We start from the raw sequence: 17,636 nt of genomic DNA, 5'->3' as shown, positions 1-17,636 counted from the left end.
CAGTAATAGCCTGATGAGCCCGGATACCCCCGCTGACACAGTTTCTTCCGTCAGCAAGGACAACCCGTTACTGACCGCCGCGGCGCCGTTGTTGAATGCAATTGTGCAAATCCGCCTGGCAGTAACGCATGACGATCCCGCCGGCCTGCGTCAGCAACTGGTCGATGAGATCCGCCTGTTTGAAACCCGCAGCAAGCAGGCTGGCCTGCCCTTTGATATGATCATTGGTGCCCGTTACTGCCTCTGTAGCGTGCTGGATGAAGCCGCGGCACAAACGCCCTGGGGCACGCGGGGTGTCTGGTCGGGCAATGGCCTGCTGGTCACCTTTCATAATGAGAGCTGGGGCGGAGAGAAAGTTTTCCAACTTCTTTCCCGCGTGTCACAAAATCCGGCGCAGCATCTGCCTCTGCTTGAAGTGATCCACTACTGCCTGCTGCTGGGCTACGAAGGTCGCTACCGGGGCATTGAACAGGGACGGATCCAGCGTGATGCACTCCGCACGCGCCTGGCGCAGTTGATTAACGATACCCGCACCCTGACACCCCGGCCTGCCGGGCCTGTGCCGCTGGCTCCGGTGACTCAGAACGCCCTCTGGCGTCCCCCGATCCCCCTGTGGGTCTGTTTTACCGTCACCGCTTTTATTGCCTGTGTGATCTATTCCAGCCTGAACTGGCGGCTCAGTAACACCGCCGAACCTTTGCTGCGCGCTATCTGGCAGATCCCCCTGCCTAAAACTGAGCCCATCCGGCGCACGACAGCCACCCAGGCCATGCTGGATTTGCACAAGCGACTGGAAGATTTAATCGCCGCCAGAACCCTGGATGTCGCGGACAGCCAGGGCGGCAGCAAAGTGATCATTGCCGCAGACAAGTTATTTAACCGGGGCAGCAGTGATGTGACGCCGGAAGGCCGCGCCATCCTGACGCGGGTTGCAGCAGCAATCGATACCCTGAAAGGGACGATTCAGGTCACCGTCTTTACCGATAATCAGCCGGTGCGTTCATCCCGCTTCCCTACCAATTACGAATATTCGCTGGCGCAGGCGCACAGCCTGACGTTATTACTGCAACAGTGGTTGATCCAGCCCGGTCATCTGATCAGGGCAGAAGGCCGTGGTGACAGTAATCCCCTGCTGCCCAATGACAGCAAAGAGAACCGGGCGCAAAACCGCCGGGTTGAAATTTTGCTGTTCCCGGCGCCGGAAGTGAAAGCCAGCACCAAACCAGTAAGGGCTCCCTGATGCCATCTCGCCTGTTCAGCGTTGTCTTTAACCGCCTGCTATGGGGTTTTCTGGGGATCAGCGCCCTTTCCGCCTTAATCTGGATGCTCGGCCCGCGGCTGACGCTTAACGGTATCCACCTGCTGGAGCCTGACCTGAATCGTCAGGTGGCGATTGGCCTCTGCTTTTTCCTGTGGATTGTTTTCCAGCTTATTCCTCAGCTTTATCGCGCATGGTTCAATACCCGGCTGCTCACCAATCTGCAAACCGCCAGTGTCGACCATGCTGACCAGGCGATGACCGGAGAGCTGCTCGATAATCGCTTCAGCGAGGCGGCGATGATGCTGAAAAAAATCCAGTTTACCGGGCGGGAGCAGAAAAAGAGGCGGGCCAAAAGCTGGCTGCAGCGGTTTAACTCGCACTATCTCTACCAGCTGCCGTGGTACATGATTGTTGGCGCGCCGGGGGCCGGTAAAACCACCGCCCTGGTGAATTCCGGTCTTGAGTTTCCGCTTGGCGACAGCCACGGTAAAACCGCGCTGCGTGGCGTGGGTGGCACCCGTCACTGTGACTGGTGGTTTACCAATGAAGCGGTGCTGCTGGATACGGCAGGCCGCTACAGCCTGCAGGAAAGCCAGCGCGCACGCGATGCCAGCGAATGGCAGACGTTTATCACCCTGCTAAAACGTTACCGCACCCGTCAGCCGATCAACGGGGTGATCATGACCATCAGCGTAGCCGATCTGCTGAGTGACTCTGCCGAAGCCCGTATCAGGCAGGCCACCTCGCTGCGCCAGCGTATGGCTGAACTGCATCAGCAGACGGGCATCCACTTCCCGGTGTACGTGATGGTGACCAAAACCGATCTGCTGAAAGGGTTTATGAGTTATTTCGGCGCGCTGGATAAAAGTCAGCGTGACCGGATGTGGGGATTCAGCTTCCCCTGGGAAAACCACCGGCACAGTGAACTGACGGTGAATGCCCTGTTTGAACGCCAGTTCCACGAGCTGAGCCAGCGTTTGCAGGAAGATCTGGCCGGGAATATGGCCAAAGAGAACGATTTGACCCGCCGGGCCGACTGCTTCCTGTTCCCTCAGGAATTTGCCTCACTGCGTCCGCTGCTGGCGGAGTATCTGGAGATTGTCTTCTCGCCGGAAAAGGGCGAAATGCCGTGGCCAGTGCGGGGCCTGTTCTTCACCAGCGGTGCGCAGGAAGGGCTGCCGTTTGACCGCATCATGGGAGAACTGACGCGCAAGCTTCAGCTCCCTCAGGTTTCAGGCCACTCGATAGCCAGCTGGGACTCGGTCAACCGTCAGGCGCCGATCCCGGCCAATAAAGGCCAGAGCTATTTTATCCGCTCGCTGATGAGTGAGATGATTTTTGCCGAAAGCGGGCTGGCGGGCAGCGACCGCTCCTGGGAGCACCGCAACCGGCTGCTGCACTGGGCTGGCTATGCGTCTCTGGGGCTGGCCCTGCTGATCGCCACCCTGCTCTGGACCACCAGCTATTATAAAAATCAGCACTATCTGCAGCAGGTAGAGAGCCGGATGGAGGGCGTCAACCAGCAGGCCAGCCTTCTGGCCCGGAGTCCCTCCACTGATATTCTGGATCTGCTACCCTTCTTAAACAGCCTGGTGGCCTTGCCGCAGAGCGATAAGTTCTCTCTGGATGCGCCGCCACTGAGTATGCGGGGCGGATTATACCGGGGCGGTCAGGTCAGTGATGCCGCCTGGGGCTTCTATCAGAATGCGCTTAAATCCCTGCTGCTGCCGCGCGTGGCGCAAAACATTACCCTGATCCTGCGCGAGGATAAAGGGGAAGACAGCGAGTTCAGCCGTAATGCCCTGCGCGCCTATCAGATGCTTTATCAGCCGCGCAGTTATGACGGTGAGTTTTTGCGGGGATGGATAATGCAGAATCTGCAACGCACCCTGCCTGCCAACGTGACCACCCGCCAGCTTCAGCAGCTTGACTGGCACCTCAGTCAGTTGCTGGACCGGCAGATCCAGAGCTCGCCTTTTGTCCGGGACAATGCGCTGATGATGCGCAAGCTGGCATCACACCTGGAGAAAGCCGGGCAGGACTCTGAGAACAGCGCGGTGATTATTCCTGCTCCGCTCCGTGTTGCAGCTAACGTTCACTGACCAGAAGGTATCACAATGCCAGAAAACAGTGCGCTGGGGTGGTATGGCAAGCTGCCAACTACCGGTGATTTTCTTCAACGCCGTCTGCCAGAGGCGATTGTCAGCAGCTGGTCTAACTGGTTTCAGCTGGGGCTGACGCACTGGCATCACCACCGGACGGAAAACAGAGAGCTGTTCAGCCGCGCACCGGTGTGGAATTTTGCCTTGCCTGCCACACTGGGCGTGCAGCGGGTGCAGATTGGTTGCCTGGTGCCGTCACGGGATCGGGTGGGCAGAGCTTTTCCACTGATGGCGCTGCAGAGCGTGACGGTCAGCCACTGGCACCCGGCTCAGCTTGCCGTTTCCGGTGACTGGTTTGCCTCACTGGGCAATGCGCTGCACCAGGCCGTCAGCGGAAACTTCAGCCCCGATGAACTGGCCAGCACGCTTCAGTCGCTGCCGCCCTTGTCCCTTCCGGATACCGGCAGATCGGACATTATGGATGTAATCGGCTATCAGGATCTGCCCTGCACGCTGGCCTGGCGGGAGGCTGCGGCCCGGTTTAATCCCGGTCAGTACACCAGCTACTGGTGGACTAATCAGAGTGATGGCTATCCGCTGGTCAGCCATAAACACAGCGGGAACCTTACCGCACAGCTATTTTCACAATTATTCGATCCGGACGCTGTGGCACAACCGGGTCGACATGGACTCTATCCACCGATGTTTGAATAGAGTCAGTTGGCCTCTGGCCCTGGCTTCAGGAAAAGCGCATGCGATTTACCCTTGTTGAGAGCAGAACCGAGGCACCGGTCACCAGCTGTGATTTTGTGGCCCCCGGCGGCACCATTGGCCGCAGCCTGGATAACGATCTGGTGCTTCCCGATGCTGAACGCGCCATTTCCCGCCTGCAGGCGGTGGTGCATGTTGCCTCCAACGGCGACTGCCGTCTCACCAGCCACGGCAGCGTGATAGCGGTAACCCATAATCAGGTTCCCCTGGCGCGTGGCAGCCAGATCGCGTTGCAGCATGGCGATCGGTTGGGCATTGGGGAGTACACCATTCAGGTCAGCGATCCTCTTCGTGAAGAACCTGAAGCGGATTTCAGCGATGTGGACCCGCTGGCGCTGTTCAGCGAGGAGGGATCGCAACCTGCCGATCCGCTGGGGATGCTGTACGAGGAAGAGCCGGTGCTGGTGCATCCGACAGAGACGCAAACCCCCGAACAGATGGCGGCCCGCACAGCCCGGCAGACCGGTGCCAGGCTCGGAATAGAGCCGATCAACCACGAGATCCCTCACCGCGAGACAGATTCTGACTGCAATTCCGACCGGCTTCTGGCTGCCCTGATGGAAGGGATGGGGCTGGAACAGGGGCCGGGTAAGCCGCCTCTGACCGAAGATCAGCTGCGCGTTACCGGCAGAATGCTCAGTCTGTTCTCGCAGGGTACGGTGGCCCTGCTCTCCTCCCGTTCGATTCTGAAACGGGGTGTGAAAGCCGAAATGACCATGATCCTCAACGAGGCGAATAATCCGTTTAAAATTTTGCCCTCTGGCAAAACCGTACTGATGCAGATTTATCAGAGCCAGATGCCTGGATTTATGCCGCCAGAGCAGGCGGTACGGGATGCACTGGTCGATCTTCAGGCTCATCAGCTGGGGATGATCGCCGGTATTCGCGCCATTATCGCCGCCATGCTGCAGTCATTTAATCCTCAACGGCTGGAGGAGCACGCCAGGCGCGATGGCGTGCTGCCTAAATTTGGTCTGCCCGGAAGTAAAAAGGCGGCCATGTGGGAAGCCTTCCAGCGCCATTACCAGCACACCTCTGGCGAAATTGAGGACGATTTCCATACCCTGTTTGGCGATGCTTTCCTCCAGGCCTATGACATGGAAGTGAATCAGTATAAAGACTCACAAATCCGACCGGACAAAGAATGAATATTAACTATGCTTCGACGTCACAAATTGGTGCAAGAGAGAGCAATCAGGATGAAACGGGTGCCCATAAGGGTGAGCAATGTGCCTGTTTTTTAGTCTGCGATGGCGTGGCGGGCACGCCGGGTGGCGAGACGGCGGCCAGGCTGGCGCGCGACACGCTGCTGGCTGAATTAACGGCAGACAGTGCAATAAGTCCGGCGGATACCGTGGAATGGGTCAATAATGCCGACAGGGCCATCCGCAGCGCGCAGAGGAAAAATCTGAATTTTCACCGGATGAGTACCACGCTGGCCGCGCTGTTTATAGACCGGATAAACCAGCGCTCCTGGTGGGCGCACGCGGGTGACAGCCGCGTTTATCACTTCCGTCGGGGGTTTATTCATACCGTCACCCGCGACCACAGCCTGGCCCAGCAAATGAAAGAAGCCGGCGTCGATAATTCCGGTATTAACAGCAATTTACTCTATAATGCGCTCGGCGCTGATGGCGCGCTTCCCATCAGCCACAGCGAGGTGATGCCGCTGGAAGATGGCGATGCTTTTCTGGTCTGTACCGATGGCTTCTGGTGCAGCCTGAGCCCGCAGGAAATGGAACAGGCATTGAGAATGGTCAACTGCCCGGAAGAGTGGCTGGCTCTGATGCAAAAAGCTATCAACCGCAGTGAGAAAAAAGACAACCTGAGTGCCGTGGCCGTTTGGGTAGGCTCGCCACAGGAAACCACCCTATTACAATCCGCGGCGGATTCCGCTCGTTTTTTACCGCCGCGAGATTAATACCAAGGATCGCTATGAAATTCTGGTTGCCAGCTACTGCCTCATTGTTGATAGCGACTGCCGCACAGGCTGAAGATTACCGCGTGGTTTACTCCCCCAGCCTGGCGCTGGAGGTGTTCATCGACGACGTCGCGAGTAACGCACCGCAGGACTGGTGCCAGGAGAATCTTCATCTGCGTATCGTGTCGGGCAAGAGCAAAGAGTCCAGCGTGCTGACCACTTTTTTACCGCGCGTGGGTAATCTGCTGCAGAACCAGTGCGGCAAGCTGGTGGAACTGCCGTGGCAGATGACCAATGAATCAGGCTCGGTGCTGGCAACCGGCACGGCGGCAAAAGAGCAGAGCTGGCGACCTATCGTGATTGCCGATGGCACCGATGCAGCCACCTCCAGCAATGCCGTGCCTTTCGATCTCTCCCAGCCGGCAAATAACGCGCCCCTGCAGCATTTTGATCTGCCAGCCGGCTGCCACTTCCGCACCTGGTGGGATGAAAAAGGCCAGTCGCTGTTTATTCCCGACGGCAAACAGCTGCGCTGTTCAACCGAAGGCTGGCTGGAAGGCAGCAGCGTGCTGACCCTCTCCAGCAATGGCAAAACTGAACCGGTTGCCGTGCAGTTTTACCAGGGCTACCCCCTGAAGAATGTCCATCCTGCGGCGGGCAAACTGGATATTGTGGCGGCCAACAATCAGCGTCTGGTCGCCGCCAAAGCGGATGCCCCGGCGAGCTGGCTGCTGCTGCCCTTCAACCCGACGCTGCATGTCTGGTCATTTGACGGCGTGCTGCTGGTGAAAATGGATAAGGCTCAGGCCGCTAATCCGGATGCGCTGAAAAGCCGGGTCGAAGCCTTACGTAAGAGCTGGTCCGAAGTGGTGAACCCGCAAACCCGAATTACCGTGCTGCTGGTGGATGACCTGCATGCAGACCTGGCCGATCCGGCTATTGGCGCCTGGCGCACCGTTAACTAACCCCGGATGGATACTATGTCGGCGAACGAAAAAACGAAACCTGTCCCTAATGCCCTTCCGGCCGGACACCGTTTCAATGAGTTTGAAATCAAGGAAGTGATTGGCGGCGGAGGCTTTGGCATCGTTTACCGGGCCTGGGACCATCTGCTCGAGCGGACCATAGCGATCAAGGAGTATCTCCCCATCTCTCTGGCTTCACGAGGGGATGACCTGACCATTGTGCTGCGCGGAGAGCGTTATCAGAAACTGTTTAACGCCGGTCTTTCCAGCTTTATTCAGGAAGCTCGTCTGCTGGCCCGTTTTAACCATCCCGGCCTGCTGCATGTGCTGCGGTTCTGGGAAGAGAACGGCACTGCCTATATGGGCACCCTCTATTACAGCGGCATGACGCTGAAAGAGTGGCAGCTGGGCAAACCGGAAAGCGTCACCGATGAGTGGATCCGCCAGTTGCTGCCGCCGCTGTTTGGTGCAATTGATACCATTCACCGGGGCGGCTATCTGCACCGTGATATCTCGCTGGATAATATTCAGATTCAGGAAAATCAGCTGCCGGTGCTGCTGGATTTTGGCTCCGCACGGAAAGAGATCGGCAATCTGTCGGATCAAACCGAAATCATGCTCAAGCCCGGCTATGCGCCGATTGAGCAGTACAGCGAAGAGACGGACAGCGATCAGGGCCCCTGGACCGATATTTACGCGCTGGGAGCCGTGCTGCATACGCTGGTTACCGGCAATCCGCCGCCGGTCAGCGTGGTTCGCTGTATCGAGGATCGCTACCAGCCGCTGACCCAGCTACGCCCGGAAGGTTTTTCCCTGTCGTTGCTCAATGCCATTGACCGTTCGCTGGCGATGAAACCTCAGGATCGCCCTCAGTCTATTGAAGAGCTGGCCGCGCTGATTGAACTCCCTGTGAGTACGGTAGAACAGCTGGTGACCACCGTCACCCGCATTTCTGAGCCAGAACAACAGCCGGTTGTCGAGCCTGTGATGGCTCAGGAACAGGTGGTGGTGGCGGTGAACCCGGCTGCGGGTGCCGCTGAAATGGTCCGCCCACGCACTGCACGCAAGCTCTCCAGGCCCCTGATGGCGCTCGCTGGTCTCACGGTGCTGGCAGTTATCGCGCTGGTTGTGGTGCTTAACCGGGGTGACAAAGCGGCGGTTGAGCATCCCGCCGTTGCCGGAGGCACGGGATCCAGTGCGCCCGTCACCAGCGCTAAGCCGCAAACTTTGCCTGCGAATGCACCGATGCTGGCTACCGTTTATCTCAAACTTGCCAGCGGCGAAAGCGTGCTGTTGAACGGGATGCCAATGGACGTTAAGCCTAACAACAGCGGCTATGCTTCACTGAATCTGGCCGCCGGGAGTTATAAGGTTGAAGTGCACTCCGCGACCGCAGTACGCAGCCAGCAGCTTGAGATCAATAAAGCGGGCACCTGGCTGATCAATCCGGGGCTTTGAGCAGAAGGCTGACGGAGGCTAAAGCGGGGGACCGGTCAGCTCAGACAACCGGCGATGGAATCTGACCAATCGGTCCGGCAGAGGTGGGCTTACCCCACCAGATGATTGTGGCATTGCTCCAGTTCCCGCACGCGCTGGACAAGATCGGTCAGACAGTCGTCATATAACCCGCGCTTCTTTAACTCCTGGTCGAGCGAGTAAAGATACTGAGCATTGGTGCCCAGCGGGCCGCTGGCCTGCGCAATTAGCGGGGCTATGGTTTTCGGACAGGCATCTGATTCATACAGTGCATGGCGCGGATCCATCACAAAGGCCAGAGCAGTAACGGTGCGGCCATCTGCCAGCGTCAGCCCACACCAGGTTGGCAGATAGCAGCCGGTCACCATCTCCCGCTTCCAGAGCAGTTCCAACTCTTCATGCAGCTTCTCTTCCGGCAGACGGAAAGCCAGCCCGGTAGTCTCACCCCCCTCTCTCAGCGCCAGCATACGCCCCGGCTGGGTAGCAGTGCCCCGCCCGGCGGTCAGACGCAGGCAGAATGCCCGGTGCCAGCCATTGAGCGTGCCCTCAGCCACTTCATCGGCTTCGAAAATGGGGTTCCACATCAGTGACCCGTAACCAAAAATCCACACCGGGCTGTGATCGGGCCGGAAAGAGAGGGTGGCCGCTAATGAGGCTGCGCGCTGTTCACAGGTCCATAACAGCGATTCCTCAATAGCACCAAAAGCGGTTTTGCAATCCGCTCTTAATAAGAAATCTCTTGTTAACACAGCACCTCCCCGCCACTGCTCCCTGCGGTGATACATCCCTGAAGTTGAATTATTATGAAACTTATCGTTTCAACGCTATCAATGACCCTAAATCATTCGTCTCAGGCTATCAAGTTTGAAACCGGTCACAAAAGAAAAAATTTCGCTTAATACTCTCATCGGCATAATAAGAGAAAATTAAGGGGCTGATGCTGAGAATAGCGGGCAGACAAGGGTTGTCTGTAACGGATGAGAACTTAGCTGCAGGGGTTAACTGGGCAGGACGCGAAAAGAGTGACTTATCAGGGAGCGATAAAGAGGGACCGATCAAGGAGCGATAAAGAGTGACTTGTCAGGGAGCGATCGGGGGGCGACGGCAGCCGCCCCGCCAGGGTCAGTGTTTTTTATGCCATTTGTCATCATCACCTTTCTCGTAGGTGTGCTTAACAGCTGACCAGGCCACTTTGTGGGCCACTTCTTCGCGCGTTTCATCCCCGCGGCGATCTTTCTTCTCTTTGTATTCATCCCAGGCGCTGTTAAAAGCCTCTTTATAAATATCCTGAGCATGGGCCGGAAGCACACTTTTCACGTTGTCTGGCAGGGAAGAACGGGATGAGTAAGGCATAAAATTTTCTCCGGGCAATAAACATCCGGTAAGTCTGGACCCTGATCCCGTCTTTTTCCAGCCAGACATTTAACCGCACTTAAACGAAAAAACAGTTAAAGGCTGTATTTCACCTGTCCAATTCGAATTTTAACCATGCTTATTGGGTTTATTTATTGGTTTATTTTAAAAATAAATTTAGGTAATACATATGGATAGAAAGCTTAATACCTTAAAATTCACCGCTAACCTGATTTATGGTTAAAAGCTGTAAATTTTCGTAAAGTTTACAGGCACGCAGCCGATAATCCGTTAGGCTGGTTGCTGCAAATATGACCTCTCACTTCGGTGCTATTATTTATGCCTGCAGGCATACCCTGATTTCAGGCAAAACAGGTGATAAAAAAAGGAAAAACTGCCTATGAGTGCGCAAGAAGCCGTCAAAACGCGGCATAAAGAATATTCCCTGATCCTTCCCCTCGCCGCGCTGGCCATATTATGGTTCTGGGGCACCTCAAACTCTTTCCCCGTTGTGATAACCATTAACCTGCTGGCGCTGGTGGCTATCCTCAGTAGCGCATTCAGCGTGGTTCGCCATGCCGATGTGCTGGCTCACCGCCTTGGTGAACCCTACGGATCGCTGATCCTGAGCCTGTCGGTGGTTATCCTTGAAGTCAGCCTGATTTCGGCGCTGATGGCCACTGGCGATGCCGCACCGGCCCTGATGCGGGATACCCTCTATTCGATCATTATGATTGTGACCTGCGGCCTGGTCGGCGCGGCGCTGTTACTGGGTGGACGCAAGTTCGCTACCCAGTACGTCAATCTGGCCGGGGTTAAGCAGTATCTGATTGCTATTTTCCCACTGGGTATTCTGGTGCTGGTGTTTCCCAATGCCCTGCCCGGCGGCAATTTCTCCATCACCCAGGCGCTGTTAATCTCTGCCATCTCCGCGGCGATGTATGGCGTGTTCCTGCTGATCCAGACCAAAACGCACCAGAGCCTGTTCGTCTACGAGCATGAAGATGAGGGGGACGATCCGCAGCATGGCCGGCCCTCTGCCCACTCCAGCCTGTGGCACTCCATCTGGCTGATTGTGCACCTTATCGCGGTAATAGCCGTGACCAAGATGAACGCTAATACGCTGGAATCCCTGCTCTCTGAACTGAATGCCCCCGAGCAGTTCACCGGTTTCCTGGTGGCGCTGCTGATCCTCTCTCCGGAGGGCCTGGGCGCGATTAAAGCGGTGCTGGCTAATCAGGTACAGCGGGCGATGAATCTGTTCTTTGGTTCGGTTCTGGCGACCATTTCACTGACCGTTCCGGCAGTGACCATTATCGCCACCCTGACCGGCCAGCAGCTGATCTTTGGGCTGGAGCCACCGCAGATGGTGGTGATGATTGCCGCCCTTCTGCTGTGCCAGATCTCCTTCTCGACCGGCAGAACTAACGTCCTGAACGGTGCAGCTCATCTGGCATTATTTGTCGGTTATCTGATGACTATAATGCTTTAACTGACGCAGGCTGAACAGCGTCCCCCTGACAGAGGGACGGTTGCCAAAGGCGTATAAATAAAAAGCGGGGCGAATAATTCGCCCCGCTTTTTTTATCAACCGCAAAAGCCCCTTCTGAGCCAGTCAGAGGAGGCCTCTAATCAGTTACTGGTGTCGAGTTCCGGGAAGTTCTTCACCAGATCGTCAATGGCTTTAATCTGCGCCAGGAACGGCTCCAGCTTATCCAGCGGCAGAGCGGAAGGCCCGTCGCATTTTGCATTGGCTGGATCCGGGTGAGCTTCGATAAACAGACCCGCCAGGCCTACTGCCATACCGGCACGCGCCAGTTCGGTCACCTGACCACGACGTCCGCTGGAAGCGGAGCCAAAGGGGTCACGACACTGCAGCGCATGGGTCACGTCGAAGATCACCGGGCTGCCGTTAGTCACCTGTTTCATCACGTTAAAGCCCAGCATATCAACCACCAGGTTATCGTAACCAAAGTTGGCACCGCGATCGCACAGGATCACTTTCTCGTTGCCACCTTCCGCAAATTTCTCAACGATATTGCCCATCTGGCCAGGACTGACGAACTGCGGCTTCTTGACGTTGATTACCGCGCCGGTTTTCGCCATCGCTTCTACCAGGTCAGTCTGACGTGCCAGGAACGCAGGAAGCTGGATCACATCCACCACGTCAGCCACGGTCTGGGCCTGGCTGGCTTCATGCACATCGGTGATCACTTTCACGCCGAAGGCCTGCTTGATATCCTGGAAAATACGCATCCCCTCTTCCAGGCCCGGGCCACGGTAAGAGCGAATGGAGGAGCGGTTAGCCTTGTCGAACGAGGCTTTGAACACGTAAGGGATACCCAGCTTCTGGGTCACAGTGACGTAATGCTCACAGATGCGCATCGCCAGATCGCGGGATTCCAGAACGTTCATGCCGCCAAACAGCACAAACGGCAGATCGTTCGCTACGTCGATATCACCAATGCTAACTACTTTCTGATTCATCTCTTCGCCTTTTTCAATTAGTGCAACGTAATGTGTTTTTGACCTATCGAGTGGATCTGCAGTTTGATCATTTCGCTGACCGGATCTTCAGGACACTGCTCGACAAAATAGGTCAGATCGCTCAGGGCCACATGCTCGCAGTCCAGCTGGGCAAAGATCAGCCCACGGTCGCGGATTTCGTAAGGGTCTTCCGGATCCATCTGCACCAGCACCTGGCTGACCTGCAATGCCAGCTCCATCTGCTTCTCTTCCATCAGGGAAGATTTCAGCGTATCGAGCATTTTATTCAGTACCAGCTGCGGCTCAGCTTCCTGCAGATCGTCGTCATAAAGCTCTGCCACCGGGCCGATATTCCCCTTGAGCCACACTTCCAGCGTGTGTTCATCCAGGGTATCGCCGTTGAACGGGTTGATTAACCACATCTCTTCATCAATCCAGTCTGCCCTGAGGATCAGCTGGGTAGGGAAAATCACCGGCATCAGCGGCAGCGAAAGCTGTTCGGCTATATGCAGGAAAATCACCCCCAGCGATACCGCTGTGCCCTGGCGGGTTCTTAACACATTGTCCAGCCACAGGGTGTCGGAAAGGCGGTATACGCCGCTGGCGCCGCCAAATCCCCACTGTTTCCAGAACAGTTCAATCAATTTTTCGAGCTGGATATCTTTTTCTGACTGCTGTGGAATTGCTGAGCGGGCTTCTTCTACCAGCGCCGCTAACTGCTTTTTCACGTCTTCAGCAGGAAAATCGGGGCGGATAGCCTGAGTGGCAGCTATCACAGCCTCGCACAGCGATAAGGCTGTGAGATCAACATTTGCTATCGACGTCATACATTCCCCAACAATGGCATTTTCAATATGGCCAGGTCGCAGATCAGTACCAGGGCAACCCCCGCCACTGTAAATGCTATCCAGCGCACTTTCTGCGCGCGCGGCCTGCGCCCAAGCGCAACAGCGCCAAGCACGATATAGATAATAACGCCAAACAGCTTCTCAGTCAGCCACGCACCCTGCGGGCTGAAAGGATAAAAGTGTGTGATCGTGACCAGCAGGATACCGGAAACCAGCAGCAGCGTATCGTTGAGATGGGGGACAATGCGAACCCAGCGCTGCTGCAGCATGGCCGAACCGGTCTGCAGCCAGTAAAAACGGATCACGAACAGCGTGATTGTGAGGGCAATAGTGATTAAATGCAGTGTTTTAACAGAACTGTACCATTCAGCCATTTATTTTTTCCCTGTTCAGATTTTTTGCGCAAAAGTGACGCGATCGTTACCGCCATAATCCTGACAGGTTGCGACATGGGTGAATTTGTTCTCGCGCAATATTTCCCGCACCGCTTCTGCCTGCTGCCAGCCATGCTCCAGCAACAGCCAGCCACCGCTCAGCAGATGCTCTGCCGCCCCGGCGGCGATAAGCTTGATATCCGCCAGCCCGTTATCACCCGCTACCAGCGCACTGTCGGGTTCAAACCGTACATCGCCCTGTTGCAGATGGTCATCGGCTTCATCTATGTAGGGAGGATTACTGACAATCACCGCAAACTGCTCGCCTGCGACAGCGCTGAACCAGTTGCTGAGCCGGAACCGGGCATTAGCTATGCTGAGACGCTGCGCATTACTTTCCGCCAGTGCAACGGCTGCGGCTATTCGATCCACCCCTGTCACCTCACAGTCGGGCCGCTCGCTGGCGATCGCCAGGGCAATGGCTCCGGTTCCCGTGCCCAGATCCAGCACGCGCACCGGCTCTGCCGGAAGATGAGCCAGCGCCTGCTCTACCAGCAATTCGGTATCGGGACGGGGAATTAAGGTATCAGGAGAGACGGTGAGAGAGAGTGACCAGAACTCTCGCTGGCCGGTGAGATAAGCCACCGGCTCGCCGTTGATTCGGCGTTGCAGCAGCGCTGACAGCAGGCTTAGCTGGTCCTCACTGAGCAGGCTGTCATCAAAAGCGATAATCCAGCTGCGGGACTTGCCAGTGACAAACCCCAGCAGGATTTCGGCATCCCGCTTTGGGCTGTCGCTTCCTGCCAGTTGGGCAATGGCCGCCCTCAACCACTGGCGGACGATCATTAGTCCTGCCCGGACAGCGCAGCCAGCTGATCCGCCTGATATTCCTGTACCACAGGCTCAATAAGCATATCCAGCTTGCCCTGCATCGCTTCATCCAGACGGTAAAGCGTCAGGTTGATACGGTGATCGGTGATCCGCCCCTGCGGGTAGTTGTAGGTGCGGTTACGGTCTGAACGGTCGCCGGTACCCAGCAGGTTGCGGCGCGTTGAGGCCTCTTCCTGCTGTTGACGTGCGGTCTCGGCAGCACGGATACGGGCGCCCAGCACTGACAGGGCTTTGGCCTTGTTTTTGTGCTGCGAGCGTTCATCCTGACACTCCACCACGATACCGGTCGGCAAGTGGGTAATACGGATTGCGGAGTCGGTGGTGTTAACGTGCTGACCACCGGCACCGGAAGAACGGAAGGTGTCGATTTTCAGATCGCCCGCGTTGATCTCCGGCATTTCCGCTTCCGGCAGTTCCGGCATCACGGCAACGGTACAGGCTGAAGTATGAATACGGCCCTGAGATTCGGTTTCCGGCACGCGCTGAACACGGTGCCCCCCCGATTCGAACTTCAGACGCCCGTAAGCCCCCTCACCGATCACTTTAGCGATGACCTCTTTATAGCCCCCATGTTCGCCTTCGTTGGCGCTGAGGATTTCCACTTTCCAGCGGCGCATCTCTGCATAGCGGCTGTACATGCGGAATAAATCTCCGGCAAAAATAGCCGCTTCATCCCCACCGGTTCCGGCGCGGACTTCCAGATAGCAGTTACGCTCATCATCCGGATCTTTCGGCAGCAGCAGAACCTGTAACTCCTGCTCCAGAGCTTCTCTGGCAGCACGGGCTTCTTTTAACTCTTCCTGCGCCATGTCGCGCATTTCCGGATCGTCCAGCATCTCTTCTGCTGCTTCGATATCCTGCTTATTTTGCTGCCACTTACCAAAACACTGGCTGACATCGGTGAGCTGCGCATATTCCCGTGACAGCGCACGAAAACGATCCTGATCGGCAATCACGCCCGCATCGCCAAGCATCGCCTCAACTTCTTCATGGCGTTCCTGCAAGGCTTCCAGTTTGGCAACAATAGAAGGCTTCATTGATGGTGTTTTACCTTGTAATCAAAAGAGGCGAAACGCTACAGCCCGAGGCCGTCGCGTAAAATCTGCAGGCGTTCGTCATCCCCGTCGCGGGCAGCCTGCTGAAGAGATTTGGTTGGAGCGTGGATCAATCGGTTGGTCAGTTTATGGGCCAGATCGCGCATCACTTCCTGCGCATCCGCACCCTGTTGTAACGCCAGCAGCGCGCGGGCTTCCAGCTCTTCACGAACCTGTTCGGCTTGTGAGCGGTAGTCACGGATAGTCTCTACGGCATTCTGCGAGCGCAGCCAGGACATAAATTCGCTGCTTTCCTGCACCACGATAGTCTCGGCCTGTACGGCGGCGGCTTTGCGCTGCGCCATATTGCTTTCGATAATTGCCTGCAGATCGTCCACGCTGTAAAGATAGGCGTTGGGCAGCTTGCCCACTTCCGGCTCCACATCGCGCGGTACGGCGATATCCACCAGCAGCATCGGCTGGTTGCGGCGTTTTTTCAGCGCACGCTCCATCATGCCTTTGCCAATAATCGGCAGCGGGCTGGCAGTGGAGCTGATAATAATGTCAGCTTCCGCCAGACGCTGGTCAATTTCCGCCAGGCCGATCACTTCAGCCCCGACTTCATCGGCCAGTGCCTGCGCACGTTCGCGGGTACGGTTAGCAATAATGAGTTTTTTAACGCTGTGCTCGCGCAGGTGACGCGCGGCCAGCTCGATAGTCTCTCCGGCGCCGACCATCATCACGGTCACCTCAGCCAGAGATTCAAAGATTTGTCGCGCCAGGGTACAGGCAGCAAAGGCTACAGAGACCGCGCTGGCCCCAATCTCCGTTTCAGTACGAACGCGTTTGGCCACCGAGAAAGACTTCTGGAACATCCGCTCCAGCTCGCTGGCAATGGGCTGCCCGCGATGGGAGTCTGCAAAGGCTTTCTTCACCTGCCCCAGGATCTGCGGCTCCCCTAACACCAGCGAATCCAGCCCGCTTGCGACGCGCATCAGATGGCTGACGGCCTCGTTATCATGGTGCCAGTAGAGGCTTTTACGCACCTCATCAGCACTCAGTTGATGATAATCACACAACCATGCCACCAGCTGTTCCTGCAGGTTTTCCTGCTGCTCAACGCTGAGGTAAAGCTCCGTCCGGTTGCACGTAGACAGCACAACGCCGCCCTGAACCAGCGGCTGGGCCAGCAGGCTATTCAGGGCCTGATCCAGCGTATCTGGCGAGAACGTGACGCGTTCACGCAGAGCTACCGGTGCCGTTTTGTGATTTATTCCAAGAGCGAGCAGGGTCATGGTGATTAGGTCGGGGTTATCCCACAGTTGATAGGGTTTTGTGAGGCGCATTCTACAAGATGCGCGAGATCAAGAAAAGCCATCGTTTACCGTTCGCTGTAACAAGTTATAGCTATCAGGCAGCAAATAAGACAAATTGTGCATTGACGCCGCCTGTCGGGGTGGTTAGCTTGGACGGTTACTTTGGGCAAGAATGCCCTCCCGGAGTCTGAGGAGTTGACCCCTACATGTTTAAGCAGAATCGCCGCCTGATGCGGATTCTCCCGCTTGCAGCCGTGTTACTGGCCGCCTGTACATCGAATAAACCCCAGGGGCCAGGACAGAGCGTAACCTCTCCCCAATGGCAGCAGCACCAGCAGGCCGTTGAAAAAATCACTCAGTACCAAACCCGCGGCTCTTTTGCCTATCTCACTGACCAGCAGAAAGTCTATGCCCGCTTTAACTGGCAGCAGACCGCGCCGGATCGCTATCGTCTGATCCTGACCAATCCGCTGGGCAGCACCGAACTGCAGCTCGACGCACAGGGCAGCGTGGCGCAGTTGGTGGACAACAAAGGCAAGCGGTATACCAGCAACGATGCCGGGAAAATGATTTCTCAGCTGACCGGTATGGATATCCCGCTGAACAGCCTGCGTCAGTGGATGATGGGCTTACCGGGTGACTCTTCCGATTTCCAGCTGGACGATCAGTATCGTCTGCGCACGGTGAATTACAGCCAGGATGGCGAGAACTGGCAGGTGACCTACCAGGGTTACGACAGCAAACAGACGCCTGCCCTGCCCTCAAACCTTGAACTCAGGCAGGGTAACCAGCGTATCAAACTGAAAATGGACAGCTGGACCGTTAAATGAGCACAGG

17 protein-coding genes are annotated in these 17,636 nt (G+C 56.5%); 9 read left to right on the top strand and 8 right to left on the bottom strand.

What is annotated here, in order from left to right:
* Nucleotides 1–13: 13 nt before the first annotated feature.
* The 7 genes from icmH to VRC33_RS09375 are packed head-to-tail and all read left to right on the top strand — an operon-like array spanning nucleotide 14 to nucleotide 8,478.
* Complete coding sequence (gene icmH, locus VRC33_RS09405) at nucleotides 14–1,240, top strand: type IVB secretion system protein IcmH/DotU (protein WP_338563115.1); 1,227 nt, start codon at nucleotides 14–16, stop codon at nucleotides 1,238–1,240.
* Complete coding sequence (tssM, locus tag VRC33_RS09400) at nucleotides 1,240–3,363, top strand: type VI secretion system membrane subunit TssM (protein ID WP_338576982.1); 2,124 nt, start codon at nucleotides 1,240–1,242, stop codon at nucleotides 3,361–3,363. Before icmH ends, tssM begins: the two co-directional genes overlap by 1 nt.
* 15 nt (nucleotides 3,364–3,378) lie before the next feature.
* Nucleotides 3,379–4,077, top strand: coding sequence for a type VI secretion system-associated protein TagF (tagF, locus tag VRC33_RS09395; RefSeq protein ID WP_338563114.1), 699 nt, complete (start codon nucleotides 3,379–3,381; stop codon nucleotides 4,075–4,077).
* 38 nt (nucleotides 4,078–4,115) lie between these two features.
* A complete protein-coding gene (gene tagH / locus VRC33_RS09390) occupies nucleotides 4,116–5,282 on the top strand; it encodes a type VI secretion system-associated FHA domain protein TagH (RefSeq protein ID WP_338563113.1) in 1,167 nt (388 codons plus the stop codon).
* Nucleotides 5,279–6,055 (top strand): PP2C family serine/threonine-protein phosphatase, encoded by a 777-nt coding sequence (locus tag VRC33_RS09385; RefSeq protein ID WP_338563110.1) that lies wholly within the window; start codon nucleotides 5,279–5,281, stop codon nucleotides 6,053–6,055. Before tagH ends, VRC33_RS09385 begins: the two co-directional genes overlap by 4 nt.
* A 14-nt stretch (nucleotides 6,056–6,069) precedes the next feature.
* Nucleotides 6,070–7,020, top strand: coding sequence for a hypothetical protein (locus VRC33_RS09380; RefSeq protein ID WP_338563107.1), 951 nt, complete (start codon nucleotides 6,070–6,072; stop codon nucleotides 7,018–7,020).
* A 15-nt stretch (nucleotides 7,021–7,035) separates the two neighbouring features.
* Nucleotides 7,036–8,478: a serine/threonine-protein kinase gene (locus VRC33_RS09375; protein ID WP_338563104.1), complete on the top strand. Its 1,443-nt coding sequence runs from the start codon at nucleotides 7,036–7,038 to the stop codon at nucleotides 8,476–8,478.
* An 89-nt stretch (nucleotides 8,479–8,567) separates the two neighbouring features.
* On the opposite strand, the gene VRC33_RS09370 is transcribed toward VRC33_RS09375, so the two are convergent.
* Together VRC33_RS09370 and chaB are read right to left on the bottom strand one after the other, a co-directional pair.
* Complete coding sequence (locus VRC33_RS09370) at nucleotides 8,568–9,245, bottom strand: gamma-glutamylcyclotransferase (protein WP_338576979.1); 678 nt, start codon at nucleotides 9,243–9,245, stop codon at nucleotides 8,568–8,570.
* A 373-nt stretch (nucleotides 9,246–9,618) separates the two neighbouring features.
* Complete coding sequence (gene chaB / locus VRC33_RS09365) at nucleotides 9,619–9,849, bottom strand: putative cation transport regulator ChaB (protein ID WP_338563101.1); 231 nt, start codon at nucleotides 9,847–9,849, stop codon at nucleotides 9,619–9,621.
* Nucleotides 9,850–10,249: 400 nt separating this feature from the next.
* Between chaB and chaA the strand changes: the two genes are divergently transcribed.
* The gene (gene chaA, locus VRC33_RS09360) at nucleotides 10,250–11,341 is read left to right on the top strand and encodes a sodium-potassium/proton antiporter ChaA (protein ID WP_338563099.1); all 1,092 of its coding nucleotides are present in this window, start codon (nucleotides 10,250–10,252) and stop codon (nucleotides 11,339–11,341) included.
* 140 nt (nucleotides 11,342–11,481) lie between these two features.
* Here the strand turns inward: chaA and kdsA are convergent, their stop codons facing one another.
* From kdsA to hemA, 6 genes are read right to left on the bottom strand one after another with little or no spacing between them, the layout of a single operon-like run.
* Nucleotides 11,482–12,336 carry a 3-deoxy-8-phosphooctulonate synthase gene (gene kdsA, locus VRC33_RS09355; RefSeq protein WP_338563097.1) on the bottom strand — a complete coding sequence of 285 codons (855 nt, stop codon included), beginning with the start codon at nucleotides 12,334–12,336 and terminating at the stop codon, nucleotides 11,482–11,484.
* 17 nt (nucleotides 12,337–12,353) lie between these two features.
* Nucleotides 12,354–13,163 (bottom strand): invasion regulator SirB1, encoded by an 810-nt coding sequence (gene sirB1, locus VRC33_RS09350; RefSeq protein WP_338563094.1) that lies wholly within the window; start codon nucleotides 13,161–13,163, stop codon nucleotides 12,354–12,356.
* A complete protein-coding gene (locus VRC33_RS09345; RefSeq protein WP_338563091.1) occupies nucleotides 13,160–13,558 on the bottom strand; it encodes a SirB2 family protein in 399 nt (132 codons plus the stop codon). Before VRC33_RS09345 ends, sirB1 begins: the two co-directional genes overlap by 4 nt.
* Nucleotides 13,559–13,573: 15 nt before the next feature.
* Nucleotides 13,574–14,404 carry a peptide chain release factor N(5)-glutamine methyltransferase gene (prmC, locus tag VRC33_RS09340; protein ID WP_338563089.1) on the bottom strand — a complete coding sequence of 277 codons (831 nt, stop codon included), beginning with the start codon at nucleotides 14,402–14,404 and terminating at the stop codon, nucleotides 13,574–13,576.
* Complete coding sequence (gene prfA / locus VRC33_RS09335) at nucleotides 14,404–15,486, bottom strand: peptide chain release factor 1 (protein ID WP_338564779.1); 1,083 nt, start codon at nucleotides 15,484–15,486, stop codon at nucleotides 14,404–14,406. Before prfA ends, prmC begins: the two co-directional genes overlap by 1 nt.
* Before the next feature lie 38 nt (nucleotides 15,487–15,524).
* Complete coding sequence (gene hemA, locus VRC33_RS09330; protein WP_338564217.1) at nucleotides 15,525–16,778, bottom strand: glutamyl-tRNA reductase; 1,254 nt, start codon at nucleotides 16,776–16,778, stop codon at nucleotides 15,525–15,527.
* A 227-nt stretch (nucleotides 16,779–17,005) separates the two neighbouring features.
* Between hemA and lolB the strand changes: the two genes are divergently transcribed.
* Entirely contained in the window at nucleotides 17,006–17,629 is a 624-nt protein-coding gene (gene lolB, locus VRC33_RS09325) for a lipoprotein insertase outer membrane protein LolB (RefSeq protein WP_338563086.1), read from the top strand.
* The last annotated feature ends 7 nt before the right edge of the window (nucleotides 17,630–17,636 follow it).

It is taken from the genome of Erwinia sp. E_sp_B01_1, assembly GCF_036865545.1.
Lineage (GTDB): Bacteria > Pseudomonadota > Gammaproteobacteria > Enterobacterales > Enterobacteriaceae > Erwinia.
The sequence above is the reverse complement of the archived record's forward strand: the minus strand, read 5'-3'. Positions and strand labels throughout refer to the sequence as shown.